Source organism: Legionella quinlivanii (assembly GCF_003265995.1).
In the GTDB taxonomy this organism is placed as follows: domain Bacteria; phylum Pseudomonadota; class Gammaproteobacteria; order Legionellales; family Legionellaceae; genus Legionella_C; species Legionella_C quinlivanii_A.
In genome coordinates, this window is record NZ_MVJN01000002.1 from 107,181 (window position 1) to 126,347 (window position 19,167).

Below are 19,167 nucleotides of genomic sequence, written 5' to 3' on the forward strand. Positions count from 1 at the left end.
TAAAACCTCAGGTTTATATAAATCAGCGAAACGGTTCCGGATCACCCTTACCTTCCCGGATTATTACAGGGTAATCACCAGTTAAATCGACGACCGTAGTGGGTTCGTGACCGCAGTCGCCTCCATCAATAATTAAATCAATCTGATTGCCCAGCAAGTCTCTTATGGCTTCAGGCTGACTTAAGGGAACCTCGGCGCCAGGAAGAATCAGGGTTGTACTCATTAAGGGCGCCTCAAGGCATTCAAGCAATGACAAGGTGATATTATTGTCCGGCACACGCAAACCCAATGTTTTCCGCTTGGGATGCAGCATAAGCCTGGGTACTTCATGAGTGGCGTTTAAAATAAATGTATAGGATCCGGGAGTGAATGCTTTTAACAGGCGAAATATCGGATTAGATACTCTGGCATAAGTGCCCAGCTGCGAAAGATCGCGGCAGACCAGCGTCATATTGTGATTTTTATCAAGCTGACGCAGGCGTCTGATACGTTCAAGCGCCGCTTTGTTGCCCAAACGGCATCCTAAAGCGTAGCCTGAATCAGTTGGATAAACAATCAAACCACCCTCTTCAATAATGGACGCTGCTTTTCTTAGCAATCTTGCCTGTGGATTGTCCGGGTGAATTGCAAAAAACTGACTCATTGAAAGGTCCCCTGTTAAATGTCCATTGATGCCAGATACAGTTTAGGGGACTGATTGTATCATTTAATTTTGTTTCTGTGCAGCTTTCAAACTCTGATCAATCCTGCGAACAGGATCACTGGTACAGAATACTGGTAACTTCCCAGGTACATCATCCTGAGCGTAGCGAAGGATCCCAAACTGCTTGGAACTGAGCCAGATTCAGGAGATCCTTCACTGCGTTCAGGATGACGTTGAGACGATTTGTACGAATACTTTATTAAGCAGGTCTGCGATTTCGCTTCGCCTGCTGCTTGTCAGCACCGAGGGGTTTTCTCCTCTTGAATGCCACAGCTTTTCCGGGAGGAGTCTTGTTAGGAACTGAAGCAGGTAAATTGTGATTAGGTTCAAAATCTTCAATTTCAACCCGGTTTAATTTGCGTTTGATTAATTTTTCAATGGCATTTAACTGACCCACTTCATCGGCGCTTACCAGGGACACAGCCAAGCCGTCAGCACCCGCACGACCGGTGCGGCCAATGCGATGGACATAATCTTCAGCCACTTGCGGTAAATCAAAATTAACCACACAGGGCAGTTGATCAATATCAATTCCTCGCGCTGCAATATCAGTAGCAACCAGGATATGCAATGTACCCGCTTTGAACTCGGCTAAAACCTTGGTGCGCTGTGACTGTGATTTATTGCCATGAATTGCTGCGGCATAGATCTGCTGTTCAGCCAATTGTTTGACCAGCTTGTTTGCCCCATGTTTGGTACGCGAGAATACTATCGTCTGTCCCCATTTATTTTTATGAATCAGATGGCCGAGCAATGCCGCTTTCCGACCTTTATCGACCGGATGAACGGTTTGTTTAATTGTCGCCACAGTAGTGTTGCGGGGGGCCACATCAATTTCCACAGGATTGTTGAGAATATTTTTCACAAGTGAACGAATCTGATCGGAAAAAGTAGCTGAAAACAAAAGATTCTGCCGATTCTTTGGTAACAAGCTGATAATCCGTTTAATGTCGTGGATAAAACCCATATCGAGCATTCGATCGGCCTCATCGAGCACCAGAGTATTAATCTGATCAAAGGAAATCGCTCGCTGCTGATGTAAATCCAGCAAACGTCCTGGAGTTGCAACTAATAATTCAACACCGCTGCGTAACTTCATCATCTGAGGATTAATTTTTACCCCGCCAAAAACAACAGCGGAACGCAATGATAAATGACGCCCATATTCCAAAATACTTTCATGGACCTGCGCTGCCAGCTCTCTGGTTGGAGTTAGTATCAAAATGAGAGCCCGGTTGGATCTTGCCCGTGGTTTATCATGTATTTTTTGTAAAAGAGGCAAAACAAAACCTGCTGTTTTTCCTGTACCTGTCTGTGCGGAAGCCAGAACATCTCTTCCCCCCAAAACAGCAGGAATGGCCTGCGTCTGAATAGGAGATGGCTTAAGGTATCCCAGTTCGCTGGTTGCCAAAACCAAGGGCTCAATCAATCCCAGCTCTTTAAAACTCATAATTTATTCCTCGAATGCGATAGTTATTTACAATGAATTTTAATCCTATCCATTCAATGTGCTTTTTATAATGACGGATTATACCATAATTCGAGATAAAATGTTTTATTCCAATTGTTTCCTGATTAGTCAATGGCAGCAAAGAAAAGCTGGATTACAAACCCAACTCTTAGTACAATGACAGACCACATAGGTTTTATTAGAGACACAATGGATAACGAAATTCGCGAATTTATAGGCAAAACTCTGGCATCACTTTCAGATATGGCAAAGGAAATTGAATCAACAGACCCTTTGCAGACGATGCATGAAAAAGCAATTCGAGCCTATACTCTCCATTGCCATCAGGTATTTGTGGAATTATCCGAATCAGAAAACATTTCAGAAGCGCTGGAACAAGCCCTTAAAGACAATTGGGAATTAATAAAAAAAAGCCTTCTTTCATATACGGCCCTACCGTTTCACCCGGTGACGGCGTTCTGGTGTGATGCAGCAAAATGGGTTGCCTTATCCAAACCCAAATCTCAGGAACCTGCCAATCCCCTTTTATTTTTAATTCCTGGTCTACAATGCGTCGTCTCGGTGCATGAGGACTACCCTGATTTGCTGCCCGTCTCCAATCAGACGACAGGGAAATGGGAAATGGACCTGCTGAAAATTATATCCACTCACATACTGAATGACGCGGGCACCCATTTGATTCCACTGCGCTGCCTGCTCAGGCAAGACGAGGCAGTGGGTCTGCCAACAATTTATAATCCTTATATTGATGACGATACAGACCCCTCTGTGGTTCAATTGAATGAAAAAGAAATCTTCCGTATCTTCCATTTCTCATTGGATACCCAGACTATCTATGAGTCAAAGCAGCAGTTTGACGCTCTGGCGGCAAATAATGATGATTTATTAGGCCAGCTGACTTTGCTTCGCAAAAAAATGAAAGAAAACAGTGTTCATGGAAGAGGAAGCGAATTGGCGGCAGGTCAGTTTTTTGATAAAAGTCTTATGGATTTTATCACCTGGTATAATGCCATCGAAGATCATTCCAATGAACCGGAAGAAATTCACCAGTATATTCAAAGACTCCGCGGTTTCAGCGGGCCTGTAGTAAATCCATTCAACAAAGGTCTTATTGTTGAAACTCTCGAAATTGTCGAACAGCTGCCGCCAGAGGACAATGAATTTTTTCAGAACTATTTTGCCCCTCTCAAAACCCTTGTTGCAATGGATAAGCCTGATGAACAGCAATTGGAAGAGGCTCGCCAAATTATTTATAACTTGCTGGTACAACTAGGTATTATTGCCTCTTCAACCAATATACCTCCCTTGCAAAGGGTGCTTCCGGAAACCCTTGCTGATAAGGTATCCAGCCTGAAACGCTATGCTTTTAAGAAAGATAATCGCGAAAATCCCAGCACCTGTCTTTCTATTTTAGGGACAAGACTGGATGAACTATTAATTAAATATCATGAGGTTTTGGCTAAAATAAAAACCAGCACAAACAGGCAGCAATCGCTGGCAGAAGAAGCCTTAAAAATTCTCAAAGCGGCGAAAGAAGCATTTCAGAGAAAACTCGATAATTCCGAACCTTTAAATGGTCATGATAAACTCCCTCTAAATCCCCAGGTTCTTGATAAATTACAAATCTCTTATTCTTTTCAGGAACCTGAAGATTTAGACATTCTGGAAAGCCTTAGCCCCGATGAAATTACCAGCATTTGTAACGATGGAAGGCTCGCTGCCTCTTTACTTGATCCACGCGTTAGAGATCAGTTAATTCTGTTCGCCCTGACCACCTCAACTGACAAATTGCATGCGCTGCTGAAGGGGTTAAGCATGTCTCTGCTTCCATTCCATCAGAAAGCACTGGATAGGTTGATTCCATTGTTGCGCCATCTTTCAGAAGCTCTGGATATAGAACAATGCCGGGCTGTTTACGAAACCACGAAAGATTATCTGGTTCGATTATGCATAAACAGACCATCCCAGTTCTCCTGGGACCTGATTGCTGAGCTTGATCAGCAAAAAAATAATCTCCTCTTGGGTACAATTATCGACGAGCTTTCAAAACGGATTACAACAGCAGACTCTTTTTGCAAAGTCTATAGAGTAATCTCAACACATAACACCGAAAAAAGGACGGTTTTTTTCAATCAAATGCGAGGAAAGCTGCCGTCCTTGATGAACACAGTGAATAATCGCACACTGGTATACAAGAAATTGTCGCCTGAGCATCGGATGATAATATTTCCAAATGGCTTAGCCTATCAGTCTGTTCCGGTAAAAACGTTTAATGAGTTTAAATCGCTTTACTCTAATTTACATGACTATGAACAGAGAGATTTGTTTCAACCTTACAAAGGCCAGCTAGCGGCATGGGTTCAATCATCAGCCCAATTATTACAGTTACTCAGGATTTTAATACCGGCACACTTTGATGAACTGCTTTCAGAAATTCAACTGGATAAACTGGAAAAAACAAGCCCCACTGAGGTTCGTTCTGCACTTGAAAGCAAGTATGTGGGGAGCTATATACCCAGACGGTATCTTCATTTGCTTGTCACATTAACTGATTTTTCCAACATCGGTTCTTTTCATAGTCTAAGTCATGCTATCCAACTCATTCATCAGGAGCGGCAGCGGGTCTTCGAAAAAGCCAGTGTGTATACAGTGGGCAGCTCCTCATCGGTAACTGGCTGCGCTCTGGAATTACTTGATGCCGAAGATCGCCAGTTTCTACTCAGCTCAGAACAGCATATTAATACTCTTTTTGAAAGTGTCGAATTTCGTCTGGGGGAGTTATCACGCATTGGTACTTATGCAGTTGTCAATGTACTTCAAGGCCTCAGTATCCAGCAACGCGATAGTGTTTTTGACAAGTATATAATACCCCACTTAAGGGATTTGCTGAAAACAACGACTGATTGGAAGAATTTATTGATTTATCTATCTCCCCAGCAAAGGGAAATAATCAATCGTTTTGTATTTCATAATCTTGAGAATCTCGAACTATTCTCTGATATGAACTCTTTTAACAGGGCTCCCTTCCAGTATCTTGACGAAGGACAGTGTCGCATTATTTTCTCAACTCAAAAAGAGGTCTTACTGGAAGGCATTAAATCATTCAAATCATTTTCTGAATTTTTGAGAAAAACAGGTCGCCCCAACAAAGAAAACAAGGAAATCTTTGATTTGTTTAAATACAGGTTCTGCCGCTGGCAGGGCAAGAGTGCATTCACTCTCGGCACTCTTTTTTCATGCCTGGGGCCTTCCGAACTCCAGGAGGCCTTCGACCTGTTGAAAAGATTTATTCCTGATCTTATTAAATCAGCGAAAGATCTTGTTTCAATTGGCCGTTTTCTGACAAAAGCCCAGCTTCAGGAAATAAGCCCAAGGATTAAATTGGAAACACATGAACATTCTCTTGAAGAGACGGCTCTTGAACTTGGCACAATGAAACCAGGCGAATGGGCAGCAACCATAGAAACAATTTTTGATTTCCTTCCCAGGCAAATCCATTCACCTCGACAATTTTCCCGGCTCAGCAGCTTCTTAAGTAACACTCAGTGCCGAGATCTATTTTTATTATGCGTTGATAATTTAGTCAGTCTTTCTGATGTCAACCAGAGCATTGAATTTCTTAAATCATTGCGATTGACACAAGCCTGTATGATTTATCGAGAGGCTGGAAAGAAATGTCCGGAACTTCTAACGACAGGTATTTTTGAATCTCTGGTTGATACTTTTAATTCGGCTCCGCTGAGCAGCCTCTCACAAAAAGAGTTCATCAATCTGGGCAAGTACTTATCAATTTCCGAATGCCAGCTATTGTTCTCTAAAACTATTCACAAAATGACACCGGCTTTAACGACGGCAAGCGATTACCTGAACCTGCTCCAATCATTAGAGTTTGAACAGGCCTATGTAATTTATTTAGAAATAGCCAGGGAACTCTCTGAGGATTTACATTTATCCAGAACCATTTTCTGTTTGCTGCTCGAAAGTTTAAGTGGTGACCCGGATAAGTTTCTGAGAATTTGCAATAACCCTTATTTTCCTCTGTCCTATTGGATTCGCAACCTGGATGATTTCATTTTCTTCATGGAGAAAAACTTATTTCTAAATACCGAATTGCTCTTCAAAGCAGCTACACCCATCCTGCAAACATTTAATCCATCAGCCAGTGAAATAGACAGGCTAAGACAACGTTTATCACCAGCCGAATGCGCGGCAACAATTAAATGTTTTCCAGCCCAGGAACAAGAAGGTCAACCCGGAATCGACTCTCCAGGTACCAACTCTCATGCTTTTTTTGGCTCAACGAAACGTAAAGCCGTCAATGAATGCAGAGACAGCAAACGACTACGCCGGGAAATGATTGATTGTGGTCATACCTACAATCTCTCGGATGAAGAGGAGCCTTCTTTAGCACGTTCGATTGAATCATTATTCACTGGATGGAATGAAACTTGTGACGACTGGTTGAGGGAAGAACCCGAGAGTGAATCTATGGATTTCGAGACTGGATTTATAAGATAAATTTTGAGTTCACTCTGGTTTTTCACCTACGTTGTAGAAAGTCAGTAAAGTGGATAAATATACACCGCCATTTAGACAAATAAGAGGCCCAATGAGCAACGATATTCAATTATTTTTAGACAACAGCCTGGAAACACTTGCCAATGTGATTGCAGAATTTGATTCAATGGGTCCTTTGCAGAATATGCATGAAAAATCCATCCAGGCATATACTATACGTTGTGCAAAGCTGCTTCGTGAATTAATTGATTCGCAAAATCCATTAGAAGCATTGGAGCAAGCCCTTCGGAATAATTGGAAGTTGATAAGAAACAGTTTACTTTCATATACAGCCTTACCATTTCATCCATTGACCGCTATCTGGTGTGAAGCGGCGAAGCTGATAGCTTCCTCCAGATCCAGAGCCGAAGAACCTGTAAATCCACTTTTATTATTAATTCCTGAATTGCAGTGTGTAATCTCTCAGCATTTTGATTATCCTGATCTAACTCCGGTTTATAATCAAACAACTGGCCAATGGGAAATGGATCTCCTGAAAATTCTGTCCACACATATTTTGAATGATGCAGGCACTCATCTTATTCCCTTAAGCACCTTGCTTAAACTGGATGAAACGGTGGGCTTGCCGGTAATTTATAACCCCTATTTCGATGATAATACTGATCCGGCATTAGTTGAACTAAAGGAAAAGGAAACTTCCCGTTTATACCATTATTCTTTTGATACACAAATTATCTATGAAGCAAAGCAACGTTTTGATGTGCTTGCTGAAAACAATGAGGGTTTATTAGGTCAGCTAAGACTCCTGCGCAAGAAGATGAAAGAAAACAGCAGGCAGGGAGGCCAGGGAACTGAATTGGAAGCGGGTGCATATTTTGATAATAGCATGCTGGATTTCATCAGTTGGTATAATGAAATTGAAGATCATAGTGAAGAACCCAATGAAGTCAGGCTGTTCATTCAAACACTTCGTGATTTCAGCGGTCCTCTGGTCAGGCCTTTTAAAAGATCGCTCATTGTGAAGACCCTTCAAATCGTTGAACAATTATCTCCGGATGATAAAAATGTGTTTCAGCATTTTTTTGCTCCTTTGAAAACAATTGTGGCAATGAATAATCCCGGTCCGGAGCAACTGGAAGAAGCAAGGCAAATCATTTATCAATTACTTGTGCAATTAGGTATTATCGCAACCGCCACACACAATAACCCTCTTCCTCATGCCATTCCCGAACCGCTCGCTCATAAACTAGGCAAGCTCAAACGATACGCGTTTAAAAAAAATAATCAGGAAGATCCCAACACCTGCCTCTCTATTTTGGGAACCAAACTGGATAATCTGTTGATCAGGCATTCTGAAGCATTATCTCGAATCAAAACGAGTGATGACCGGCAACAAGTGTTAATGGAAAAAGCACTCAAAGATTTCCGATCAGTTAAAGAATCATTTAAGGAAAAACTGGATAAGGGTGAACCACTGAATGGTCATGACAAATTAATGTTAAATCGTAACATTCTCAATGAGTTGAATCTCAGACTGTCATTTGAGCATTCTCAGGACCTGGAAATTTTAGAAACGCTAAGTGCAGATGAGATTACCTCGCTGTGTACTGATGAAAGGCTGGTATTGTCTTTACTTCACAGAAGGAATACCGACCAGCTAATTCTCTTTGCCCTGACTGCCTCAACCGATAAACTGTATGCGCTTCTGGACGGCCTAAGCCAGTCATTACTTAATGGGGCACAAAAAAATCTGGAAAAATTAATTCCCTTGTTGCTCCATCTTTCCGATGCCTTTGAGATTGAGCAGTGCAAGTTGATATACGAAAGAATTAAGGGCTATATCCTTCGTTTATGTACCGATAAAACGAGTATTTTTTCCGGTGATCTTCTTGTGCCGCTTAGACAGCCCAAAAAACAACTTTTGCTTGATACCATAATCAATGAACTTCCAGACTCGATTAAAACAGCAGCCTCTTTTTGTAAAGTTTATTCGCTGCTTCATACGAACAGCATAGAGAAAAATGAACTATTTTTTAATCAAATGCGACCTAGACTTCCTGCTATGATGAGAACAATAAATGGCAGTACTCAGTTGTATAACAGACTGAGAACTGAGCATCGTGATCTCATTTTTCCTGATGGTCTGATGAATCAATCAGATAAGGTAAAAACGCTCAATCAGTTTATTGCACTTTTCAATAGCTTAAATTTTCAGGAACGGGAGCATTTGTTCGCATCATACAAGCCTATGCTTCTAACGTGGATTAAATCATCAACTCATTTATTGCAACTATTTAAAATCCTTATATCGTATCAATTTGATGAGCTGCTTTCAGAAATACAGCTTGATAAATTGGAAATAAAAACGAGCTCACGAGAAGTACGCTCTGCACTTTCAAGTAAATATTCCAATCAGATTCCTCATAATTATCTTTCTTTGATTGTTCCATTGACTAGCATTGAAAACGTTCATTCCTTTCAGTGTTTATGGGATGCCATCGAACCTATCTACCAAGAGCAGCAGGAGGTAATGCGAAAGGTCCAGCGTTTTGACATGAGCGGCCCTCTTCCGGAAACAAACGCTGAGTATGAATTGCTTCTCAGTGGAGCAGATCGTCATTTTTTAAATATCTCCAGAGCCCATATTACTTATCTTTTTGAACGTATTGAATTTCGCATCGAAGGGTTATTACACAATTCCACTTATGTTATCTCACAAGTGCTGAAAGGACTGAGTGAAGCGCAGCGCGATATAGTATTTGACAAATATATTCAGCCCAAATTGGCTATTTTAATTCGCAAGCCTCAGGATTGGACAAATCTGTTATTTTATCTGAATCCTATTCAACGTCGAATTATTAATAAGTTCGTCTTTGACAATCTTCAGCTCTCGCAGCTATTTACTAAACAAAGTGATTTTATAGATGGCCCCTACAGATTTCTTGAACCCGAACAAATCCATATTATATTTTCAAGTCAGAGACACTCCCTGCAAAAATGTATTAATTCGTTTGGAGCCTTCACTCAGTTATTAAGCAATTTAGCCCGTCCCAAAAAAGAAAATAAGGAGCTGTTTGATTTATTCAAAAACAATTTAAGCCGTTGGAAAGGCAAAGATGCGGACACTATCAGTCAACTCTTTTCTTGTTTAGAGGATACACAAATTCAGGAAGCCTTCGATCTTTTGAAAAGATTTATACCTGAACATATTAGCTCAGCAAGGGACCTGATTTTAATTTGTCGGTCTCTGAACAAGAGACAATTTGAACAGATACGCTCTAAAATAAAGTTTAAAGCAAACCAGTATTCGATTACAGAAACTTTGCATGAGCTTCGCCATATGACTGCCGGTGAGCGTGCAGCAGCAGTGGATATTACTTTTGATTTTCTTCCTTCTCAAATCAATTCACTCAAAGACTTTTCTGAGCTCAGTAAATTTCTAAGTTCAACTCAGTGCGGTGCTCTATTCATAATGTGCTTTGATAAATTATCGCCTCTTCTGTATGGGATGAATGAGTACCTTCAATTTATTCAATCGCTAGATTGGGTACAGGGCTTTTTAATCTATCATGAAGCTTGCAAAAAACGCCCGGAATTGATATCCGAGGCCGTCTTTGATACTCTGATTGGAGCATTTGCGGATGCTTCGCAGGGCGGTATTTCATTAAGCGTACTGATTGAGCTGAACAAATATCTGCCCCCTGCGCCCTATCGGCTGTTGATCTCAAAAACGCTTCACCTAATCGCTCCTCGCTTAACGGCCATAGGTGATTATCTTAATTTCCTTGAATTATTGGAGTTTGAAAAGGCTTGTCTGATTTATCCAGAAATAACCAGGAATCTTCCCAAGCAATTATCCCGCACTATTTTCTGCCTTATGCTGGAAACCCTTAATGATGCGCCGGACAAATTTTTAGGTTTTTGCAACAATCCTCATTTTCTTCTGTCTAATTGGCTTCATACCATCGAGGATTTTATTTATTTCATGCAAAGAGGTTTATTTCTGAATACCGACTTGTTTCTTGAGGCTGCCAAACCTTTTTTACAAACGCTCAATCCATCGGCCAGCGAGAAAATCAGGTTGAGCCATTGCTTACTCCCTGCTGAATACCAGAAAACAGTTCAATGTTTTCCAGCGCTCAGCGAGAGTAAGGAGCACGCTCAGGAGGACAGGATGCAAATCGATTACCTTGGCCGTAATCCACAGGCTTTTTTTGGGTTAAAGCGGAAAAATGCTGATGCTCGCATGAAAGATTGCAAACGGCAACACCGCGCGGAGCCTGGCCATGAACAACCACAGAGTACTTATTCCCTGGAGAAGACTGACGCCCTATCAAACTCATTCAGTTCCATATTCAATGGAGAAATTGATGACTGGTTGAAGGAGGAACTTGAGAGTGAAGGTATGGAGCTTGAAACTGGATTTCTAAGATAGCAAGAGAAAATCCCCTCTCTCTAACTCTCTCCCCTGAGGGGAGAGAGGACTTTAGGAAAGATTCATTTAAAAAGTCCCCTCTCCCAAGCTGGGAGAGGGCGTAGGGTGAGGGTTGATTTAAATCGCTGAGAATCAGCTACCATTCCTGCCAAATTGGCTTGCAATACTCTGGTAGTCTGGCCTGTCGACCCAGGGATATTCTTGACATTCCCTCACCATGAAAATCAGAGCCGCTTGAGGCAAGTAACTGATAGCGAAGACAAAGCCCCGCGAGTTCCTGGGTTTCATTCGCCATTCCCTCACCCGAAACCACTTCCATACCCTCTCCGCCTGCCTCCTTAAATACAGTGATCAACTCATGCAGTTTGGTACGGGTTAATTTATATTTTGCAGGATGGGCTAACACCGCCTGGCCGCCAGCCTGGATAATTGTTTGCACCGCCTCTTCAATCGAAACCCAGGGGGTTGGTACATAGGCAATTTTTCCATGACCAAGAAAACGGCTAAATGCGGCCTGTTTTTCAACTACTCTACCCTCATCAATCAACAGCTGCGCAAAATGCGGACGACCAATGCGGCGATGGCCCGCAATTAAAGTTACTTTACTGAGGACATCTTCAATCCCAAGCTGAGTCAGTTTTTCCGCTATTTCCAATGCGCGTTGATGACGATTGGCTTCCTGGCTCTTAATGAGTGCACTTAAGTGTTCGCTCTGCAAATCCAGTTGATAACCCAGAATATGAATATCGTATTTCTTCCATCGCGTACTGATTTCTATCCCAGGAATTATACGAATTGCTTGGTGTTGCGCCAATTCGATGAGACGAATACTGCCTTCTATCGTGTCATGATCGGTCAATGCCATTATTTCAAGCTTTGCCTGGAGCGCTTTATTCAGTAATTCTTCCGGAGAGTGCAGACCATCAGAAAATGTGCTGTGGCAGTGTAAATCAATCATTTGGGTATCGCTTTGGTTTGAAGAATGCAAATTCTTCCAGCTGTCTAATAGTAACTGATTATATCAGCTTATCTGTTTTTCCACACTCCCGGTTAATTCAAATTTTATACAAGATGGATAAATAATTAAATATCCAGTAGAATACGCGCTCAGAAAGTTTGTAGAAAAGTCAAAATGAACGAAATCACTCAAAATTTTATTAATCAATCCAAAGATACGCTTCAAAAGATTATCAACACTTATAAAGAAGCATTACAGCCACTGAGTCTCCATGAAAAGGTACTCTTTGCTTACGCACAACGCTGCTTCGAAATATTGACCGATATAGGCCAAACCAGAGAGCCTGTAGAGGCCATAGAGAAGGCATTGAGAAAGAATTGGAAGTTCATAAAAAACAGTATGCTTTGTTACACCGCGTTACCAACTCATAAAATTACTGAAGTCTGGTGTCAAGCCGCTAAACTGGTAGCCATTCATAAGCCCCAAAATCCATTACTCTATTTAATGCCGGATTTACAATGCGCTATATCGAATCATAATGATTATCCTGATTTGATAGCCAATACAGATCTGAAAACTGATGATCTCACTCACATTTTTTCTACTCATATTCTGAATAATGCGGGAACTCATTTACTTCCTGTAAAAGTTTTACTTTTATTAAATGAGAGCATTGGAATACCCCGTCTGGATAACCCATATTTTGATGATGATACTGATCCGCAATCAATCAGGATCAGCGACAATGAAATATACCGATTGACCCATTATTCTTTGGATACGAAAGAACTTTTTGAGGCAAAACTACATTTTGATGCGCTTTCTCTAAATCATGCGAACCTTTTAGGTCAGCTAGGCATTCTTCGACAAAAAATGCTCGAGAACAGTCGACATGGAGTAGGAGAAGAGCGTACAGCGGGCCATTTTTTTGATAAAAATATTTTTGATTTTTTAGCATGGTATGAAGAAATTGAAGATCATTCCAAAGTGCCTAAACAAGTACAAGTTTTTATTAATAAAATTCGTGGCTTTACAGCCCCAAACATACAGCCATACTCAAAAAGCCTGCTTGAAAAAGGGCTCAAATCATTTGAGCAACTGCCAGCCGGAGATAAAGAATCCATTGAGGCATTCATCACTCCTTTAAAAAAACTGGCAGACGACGACCAGCAATTTAAGCAGGCCCAGGAGGCAGTTCAACAAGCTCTTACACAATATGATCAATTGAAAGATCATTTGGAAAGTCCTGATGAAATCCGTCCCTTCATGGATAAAATTCGCGAACTGATTGGACCTTCACAACCACCCTACTCTAAGCAAGTGCTGAACAAAATTCTTAATGCCTTTAATCAACTACCTTTCACCGAAAGAGAGACGCTTGTTAAGTCCATTACAGTTCTGAAAGGCTTAATCCCCACTGAAGAGCAGTTGGAAGAAGCACGTCAGATTATTTATCAGGCCCTGAAAAATCTGGGAATTATTAGTATCAAGGAGCAACAACCACCTGCTGCATCTATCCCGACCACACTTAAACCACATCTTGAAAAATTAAAGCGCTTTGCTTTCAAAAAAAATAATCAGGAAAACCCTGCCACTTGTCTCATTTCGCTTGGCAACGAACTGGATATGCTTCTGAAAAATCATGGAGCCGTACTCGCCGAGGTCGCCCTGGGTGATAAAAAACAAAGCGCCATAAGTGAAGAAGCAATTAAACGCTTCCACACCATAAAAGAATCCTTCAGGCAAAAACTCGCCAACAAAGAACCACTTCATGGATATGATCGCCTGGGTATAAACCGCATAATTAAGGATGGACTCAAACTGGAGGTGACTTTTAATCATTCTGATGATTTCGGGATTCTTGAGGCGCTTGATGAAAAGGAGCTGGAAGAGCTTTGTTCTGATCCGTCCATCGCTGCGAATCTGCTCTCAATCAATAACAGTACGCCGCTGATTTATTTTGCTCTCACCACCTCACCCGGCAAACTGAATGCCACATTAGGCGGGTTAAGCAGAATGCTTATGAATGGTTCAGTAAAAAGGCTGCATCATCTGGTTCCATTGCTAACTCATTTACTCCATACGCTGGATAATGAGCGATGTGTCGCTCTTTGCAATCATCTTCGCGACTATCTCATTAAACTTTGTATCAGTTCGCCGAAGAAGTTTGAGAACGCACTTCTCTTTGTACTTGAGCAAAATAAAAGGTCTCTGCTTATCAATACTCTTTTTGAGACGATTATACAATCGATAAGCTCGGCAGAAAGTTTCTGCCAGATTTATTCTTTTCGATGCTTCGCTTATTCTGGGCGTAAAGATAAACTCTTCGATGCAATGAAAGATAAGCTTCCTGCTTTAACTTCAAAAATTAAAGATCGCACCAGGGTTTATAATGCACTATCTCCTGAGCATCGGAAAATAGTATTTCCAAATGGCCTGGTGGATGATACCGTCAAGATTAAAAATTTAGATGATTTTATCTCGATTTACTCCTCTCGACATACATTAAACCGAACAGGAATATTTGAATCCAATAAAGAGAAGCTGAAAACCTGGGTCACATCCTCACGTCATTTGCTGAAGTTATTCAATACTTTGTCAGAAGTGCTGTTCAAAGAATTACTGGAAAGTCTGGGAAACAAGAAACTGCAAAAGAATTTAACTCCTGCAGAAATTCCAGAGATATCGATGCATGAAGATAATCTCAGTTTCCCACTGCACTGCAACCATACTTGTCTGCTCAGCTCATTAGTGAATACGAAGGCGATAAAATCTTATTATCATTTCACGCAGATTGCCGAACCGTTTTCCAGGAAACAGCTTTATATACTGAATCAGGCTGGCAATCGTTTAAACCCGCCGCTCAGTGTAAAAGATATTGCAGACGTGGATTCACGCATTGAATCCAGTCTCTCCCCTGAAGAATCTCTTGCGCTTGCCGATGCTCGAAAATGGGTCAAATTCTTTTTCAACCTTATTGAAAAAGATTTATCCAGACTCGATTGCAATTCAACCCAGATGCTGTCCGGTATGCTGCAAGCTCTCGCTGCACCAGAAAGAAAAATACTATTCACTAACGTGATCAAGCCAAAACTTCACTTCTGGTTAAAATCTTTTTCTACGGATGCAGGGATTATTATTCCTTATCTTGCTGAATCAGAGCGTCAATATGTTTTGGAACAAATTTTAAGCAAGTCTCAATTATCCTCACTGTTTCAAAGGGCTAGTGACTATATTTATGGGCCCTTTAAATACCTTGATACAAAGCAGCGGCTTAGAGTTTTTCGTGAAACAAAGGCAGCTATGTTGAAATGCATTAATTCCTTTTATTATATGAGAGACCTGTTTGAGGTAGTCGCCCAGACAGATGAAGAGCGCATAGAGCTATTTGAAATCTTCAAATCACGTTTCAGTAAAATGGGTAGTAAGACGGCGGATAGACTTAGTGCATTGTTTCGCTCCTTGCCCGCTGAACAACGTGATGAAGCATTTAAACTCCTTAAGAGATTTGTACCAAAAGTCACCACATCAACCTATGATTTGGTTTGTATAGCCGAGTCGCTTACAACAAAAGAAATGGACTCAATCAGATCTAAAATCAGCATAATTGAAGGAAATTATTTTTGTCAAAGAACGGTCAAATTAATGTCTGAAATGGATACTGAGACCCGTAAACGAACTATTGAGAAAATCAGGGAATTTCTCCCTGAACAAATTAATTCTGTAGATGATTTTATTACAATCAGCAGCTTTCTCACCCCCAGGCAATGCCATAAGTTATTTGTGGATATTTTTTCCACGATAGCTTCTGAGTTAATTCCGCCCGAAAGTGTTCGGCTTTTGAACTCATTGAGCTGGACTCAGTTTTTTCCAATCTTTAATGAAATCATGGAAAGAGAGCAGAACTTTCCAGCTGCACAGTATGTTTTTTGCAGCCTGCTTGAAACCAATGGCTCAGCCGATGAATTCAAAGCAATCTGTAATAACAAAAGTTACCCCTTATCGCACTGGATCAAATCGTTTAATGACTTATTATTTTTTCTGGGGAAACGATCTACGATTAATATCATTTTGCTCCTTGAGGAAATCAAGCCCTTAATGCCAACGCTTAACCTGTCAACAGCCGATTTATTCGTTTTAGAAAACTATCTTACACAACAAGAATATGCTGCATTGACTGGTGGATTTATTTCACTCCCAACGCAGGCAAAATCACCCCGGGAAGAAAAAACACTGACTGCTTCTCCTGGCCGTAGTTCACAATCATTTTTTGGATCCCATAAACGAAAAGCAACAGATGGGGCGCCGACTGGTAGTAAGCGGGCGTGTACAGAAGCTGCAACACAGGGAAGTTCTGCAAGCAGTGATCGTTTTGACCTGATGGACGCTTTATTTAAAATTAATGAAGATCCTGATACCACTGTAACACAGGATGATTTAAGCTTTATGGATGAAGAGGATTTGCCGCAAATCTGGAGTTGGCACTAGCCAGGAAAAGCCCCTCTCCAAGCTTGTGGGCCGTCTCAACGTCATCCTGAACGCAGTGAAGGATCTCCTGAAGCTGGCTCCGTCCCCAGCAGTCTGAGATCCTTCGCTATGCTCAGGATGACGTACCAGATGCTCAGGATGACGTAACCGGGGAGTTATGAATTCTCTTAACTTAAGGCACAGGATTTCAGCTCTTAATTGACGCTTAAGCGCTTCGAAGGAATGACATAGGGCGACCGAGACAGCTTGCGAAATACCCATCACTTGGACTATCCTTAAAGTACGTTATTTAATCCCCCATATTGCATTGAGCAGTACACTACATAACAAACATATTCGTTTGCCTGAACTAACAGTTGAAAGGCTGGCGAATCTATGTGGTATTTTCCACGAAAACGTCTCCCTCATTGAAGAAAAATTTTCTGTGTCGATTAAATCGAGCCAGAGCGGTTTTTCATTGTCAGGCCATTCCCGAGACTCCATCAGCCAGGCTGGCAGCATTATTGTCGATTTATATGAAATGGCTGATGCGCCAATAAGTCGGGACGATGTTCAATCTCTGTTGCTAATAAAGGAATCTAAAAAACCCATGCATCATCCAGTCAGACTAAGCAGAAAAACGATCCTGGCTCGAAATCCCAGGCAGGCAGAATATCTTTCAAGTATTGATTCACATGATATAATTTTTGCTGTGGGCCCTGCCGGTACAGGTAAAACTTATCTGGCAGTTTCCAAAGCCATTGAATGTTTTGAAAAAGGCGAAGTTCAACGGCTTGTTTTTGTAAGACCTGCCGTTGAAGCAGGAGAAAAACTGGGTTTTTTACCCGGTGATTTGGTCGAAAAAGTATTACCTTATCTTCGTCCTGTTTACGATGCCTTATACGAGATGATCGGCTTTAAAGAAGCGCAGAAACTCATTCAAAGTGACGTTATTGAAATTCTCCCCTTGGCGTTTATGCGAGGCAGAACACTCAACGAGGCATTTATTATTCTTGATGAGGCGCAAAACACAACGATTATGCAGATGAAAATGTTCCTGACCAGGATGGGATTTGGTTCTAAAACAGTAATCACTGGCGATATGACGCAGATTGACTTGCCTAAAAATATAGACTCCGGTTTAATTCATGCCGTAAAATTATTTGAAAAGCTGGACGATATTGCCATTCATACTTTTTCAAGCCGGGAAGTTGTCAGACATCCTCTGGTATCAAAAATTGTGGATTGCTACGAGCAGCAGCAATCCGAGGATGACAAACAATGACTTATCACGTTGATGTACAGGTAGCCTGCGAGAAACCCCTGCCCTTTGCAGAAGAAACAGTAATCAGTTGGGCACAATCCGCATTACTCACTCATAAGCCCTCCGCAGAAATCACTTTACGATTTGTAGATGTCGGGGAAATTCAGGAATTAAATAACAGTTATCGCAAAAAAAACAAACCAACTAATGTGCTTGCCTTTCCAAGCGCTATTCCTGAGCATATAGAACTCGATTTCCCCTTTCTTGGCGATGTCATCGTTTGTCCTCAGGTGTTGGACGAAGAAAGCCGTGAACAGGAAAAATCGCTTGAATCCCATTGGGCTCACATCATCATTCACGGCGTACTTCACCTGCTGGGTTATGATCACATCGAAGCCAAAGATGAGCAACAAATGCAGCAACAGGAAATCCAATTGCTTGAACAATTCGGCTTTCCTAATCCCTATAACGAAGAGGATGATCATCTTGAATAAAGAGGACGAAGGCGGTTCGTGGTTTGTGCGACTGAAGCAGTTTCTTCAGGTTGAACCGCAAAACAAAGACGAATTAATCAGCCTTTTAAGAGATGCACAAATTCGCTCTCTTATTGACTCTGAAACCCTGGGGATGATTGAAGGCGTTATACAATTCAGTCAGATGCGTGTAAGAGACATTATGCTCCCCAAAAAGCAAATTACCTTCATATCACTTCATGATGATTTTAATAAAATAGTTGAGACAGTCACAAGCTCCGGTCATTCACGTTTTCCGGTAATGGATGATGATGAGGATGATATTATCGGTATTTTACATGCCAAGGATTTATTGAGATTTAATGGGCAGACTGAGGACGAATTTGATTTAAGTGATATTATCCGTCTCGCCACGTTTGTACCCGAAAGCAAACGTCTTGATGTGTTGCTGAGCGAATTTCGAAATAACCGTAATCATATGGCCCTGGTGGTAGACGAGTATGGTGCTGTCAGCGGCTTCGTGACTATTGAAGATGTAATCGAACAGATTATTGGCGATATTGAAGACGAATTTGATATCGATGAAGAAGCCTATTTAAAAGCACACGGCGATTCACAATACATTATTAAAGCACATATGCCAATTGAGGAATTCAATGAACAGTTGAACTGCCATTTCAGTGATGAAGTTTATGATACGATCGGCGGTATCGTGATGGCGGGTTTTGGATATTTGCCCAAGCGCGGCGAGATAATTACCCTTGATCAGTTTGAGTTTAAAGTAATTAATGCAGATGCCCGACGGATTAAGCTTTTATCCTGTCTGGACAAACGACCACGCGATAAACATCTGGATCAATCGTTTGCTTTATGATTGG

9 protein-coding genes are annotated in these 19,167 nt (G+C 41.3%); 6 read left to right on the top strand and 3 right to left on the bottom strand.

The genetic code is table 11. The features are described 5' to 3' along the window. Positions 1 to 22: 22 nt before the first annotated feature. Positions 23 to 643 (bottom strand): L-threonylcarbamoyladenylate synthase, encoded by a 621-nt coding sequence (locus B1207_RS02555; protein ID WP_112218436.1) that lies wholly within the window; start codon positions 641 to 643, stop codon positions 23 to 25. Between the two features lie 259 nt (positions 644 to 902). Then, complete coding sequence (locus B1207_RS02560; protein ID WP_112218437.1) at positions 903 to 2,153, bottom strand: DEAD/DEAH box helicase; 1,251 nt, start codon at positions 2,151 to 2,153, stop codon at positions 903 to 905. A gap of 210 nt (positions 2,154 to 2,363) precedes the next feature. Here B1207_RS02560 and B1207_RS02565 point away from each other — a divergent pair, with 210 nt between their 5' ends. Both B1207_RS02565 and B1207_RS02570 read left to right on the top strand, forming a co-directional pair. After that, positions 2,364 to 6,692, top strand: a complete 4,329-nt coding sequence (locus B1207_RS02565) for a hypothetical protein (RefSeq protein ID WP_112218438.1) — start codon at positions 2,364 to 2,366, stop codon at positions 6,690 to 6,692. A gap of 91 nt (positions 6,693 to 6,783) precedes the next feature. Then, positions 6,784 to 11,127 (top strand): hypothetical protein, encoded by a 4,344-nt coding sequence (locus tag B1207_RS02570; RefSeq protein WP_112218439.1) that lies wholly within the window; start codon positions 6,784 to 6,786, stop codon positions 11,125 to 11,127. A 136-nt stretch (positions 11,128 to 11,263) separates the two neighbouring features. Here the strand turns inward: B1207_RS02570 and B1207_RS02575 are convergent, their stop codons facing one another. Beyond that, the gene (locus B1207_RS02575; RefSeq protein ID WP_112218440.1) at positions 11,264 to 12,085 is read right to left on the bottom strand and encodes a PHP domain-containing protein; all 822 of its coding nucleotides are present in this window, start codon (positions 12,083 to 12,085) and stop codon (positions 11,264 to 11,266) included. 174 nt (positions 12,086 to 12,259) lie between these two features. Here B1207_RS02575 and B1207_RS02580 point away from each other — a divergent pair, with 174 nt between their 5' ends. From B1207_RS02580 to B1207_RS02595, 4 genes are all read left to right on the top strand, one after another. Further along, positions 12,260 to 16,573, top strand: coding sequence for a hypothetical protein (locus B1207_RS02580; protein ID WP_112218441.1), 4,314 nt, complete (start codon positions 12,260 to 12,262; stop codon positions 16,571 to 16,573). A 307-nt stretch (positions 16,574 to 16,880) separates the two neighbouring features. Next, the gene (locus B1207_RS02585) at positions 16,881 to 17,837 is read left to right on the top strand and encodes a PhoH family protein (protein WP_058508377.1); all 957 of its coding nucleotides are present in this window, start codon (positions 16,881 to 16,883) and stop codon (positions 17,835 to 17,837) included. Continuing rightward, positions 17,834 to 18,310 (top strand): rRNA maturation RNase YbeY, encoded by a 477-nt coding sequence (gene ybeY, locus B1207_RS02590; protein WP_112218442.1) that lies wholly within the window; start codon positions 17,834 to 17,836, stop codon positions 18,308 to 18,310. Before B1207_RS02585 ends, ybeY begins: the two co-directional genes overlap by 4 nt. Then, positions 18,303 to 19,163 carry an HlyC/CorC family transporter gene (locus tag B1207_RS02595; RefSeq protein ID WP_112218443.1) on the top strand — a complete coding sequence of 287 codons (861 nt, stop codon included), beginning with the start codon at positions 18,303 to 18,305 and terminating at the stop codon, positions 19,161 to 19,163. The genes ybeY and B1207_RS02595 overlap by 8 nt, the downstream gene beginning before the upstream one ends. Positions 19,164 to 19,167 lie beyond the last annotated feature (4 nt).

What these genes read in the sequence shown, in the direction of transcription:
- B1207_RS02555 (WP_112218436.1), bottom strand. Translation starts at nt 643, where the DNA reads ATGAGTCAGTTTTTTGCAATTCACCCGGACAATCCACAGGCAAGATTG.
- B1207_RS02560 (WP_112218437.1), bottom strand. Translation starts at nt 2,153, where the DNA reads ATGAGTTTTAAAGAGCTGGGATTGATTGAGCCCTTGGTTTTGGCAACC.
- B1207_RS02565 (WP_112218438.1), top strand. Translation starts at nt 2,364, where the DNA reads ATGGATAACGAAATTCGCGAATTTATAGGCAAAACTCTGGCATCACTT.
- B1207_RS02570 (WP_112218439.1), top strand. Translation starts at nt 6,784, where the DNA reads ATGAGCAACGATATTCAATTATTTTTAGACAACAGCCTGGAAACACTT.
- B1207_RS02575 (WP_112218440.1), bottom strand. Translation starts at nt 12,085, where the DNA reads ATGATTGATTTACACTGCCACAGCACATTTTCTGATGGTCTGCACTCT.
- B1207_RS02580 (WP_112218441.1), top strand. Translation starts at nt 12,260, where the DNA reads ATGAACGAAATCACTCAAAATTTTATTAATCAATCCAAAGATACGCTT.
- ybeY (WP_112218442.1), top strand. Translation starts at nt 17,834, where the DNA reads ATGACTTATCACGTTGATGTACAGGTAGCCTGCGAGAAACCCCTGCCC.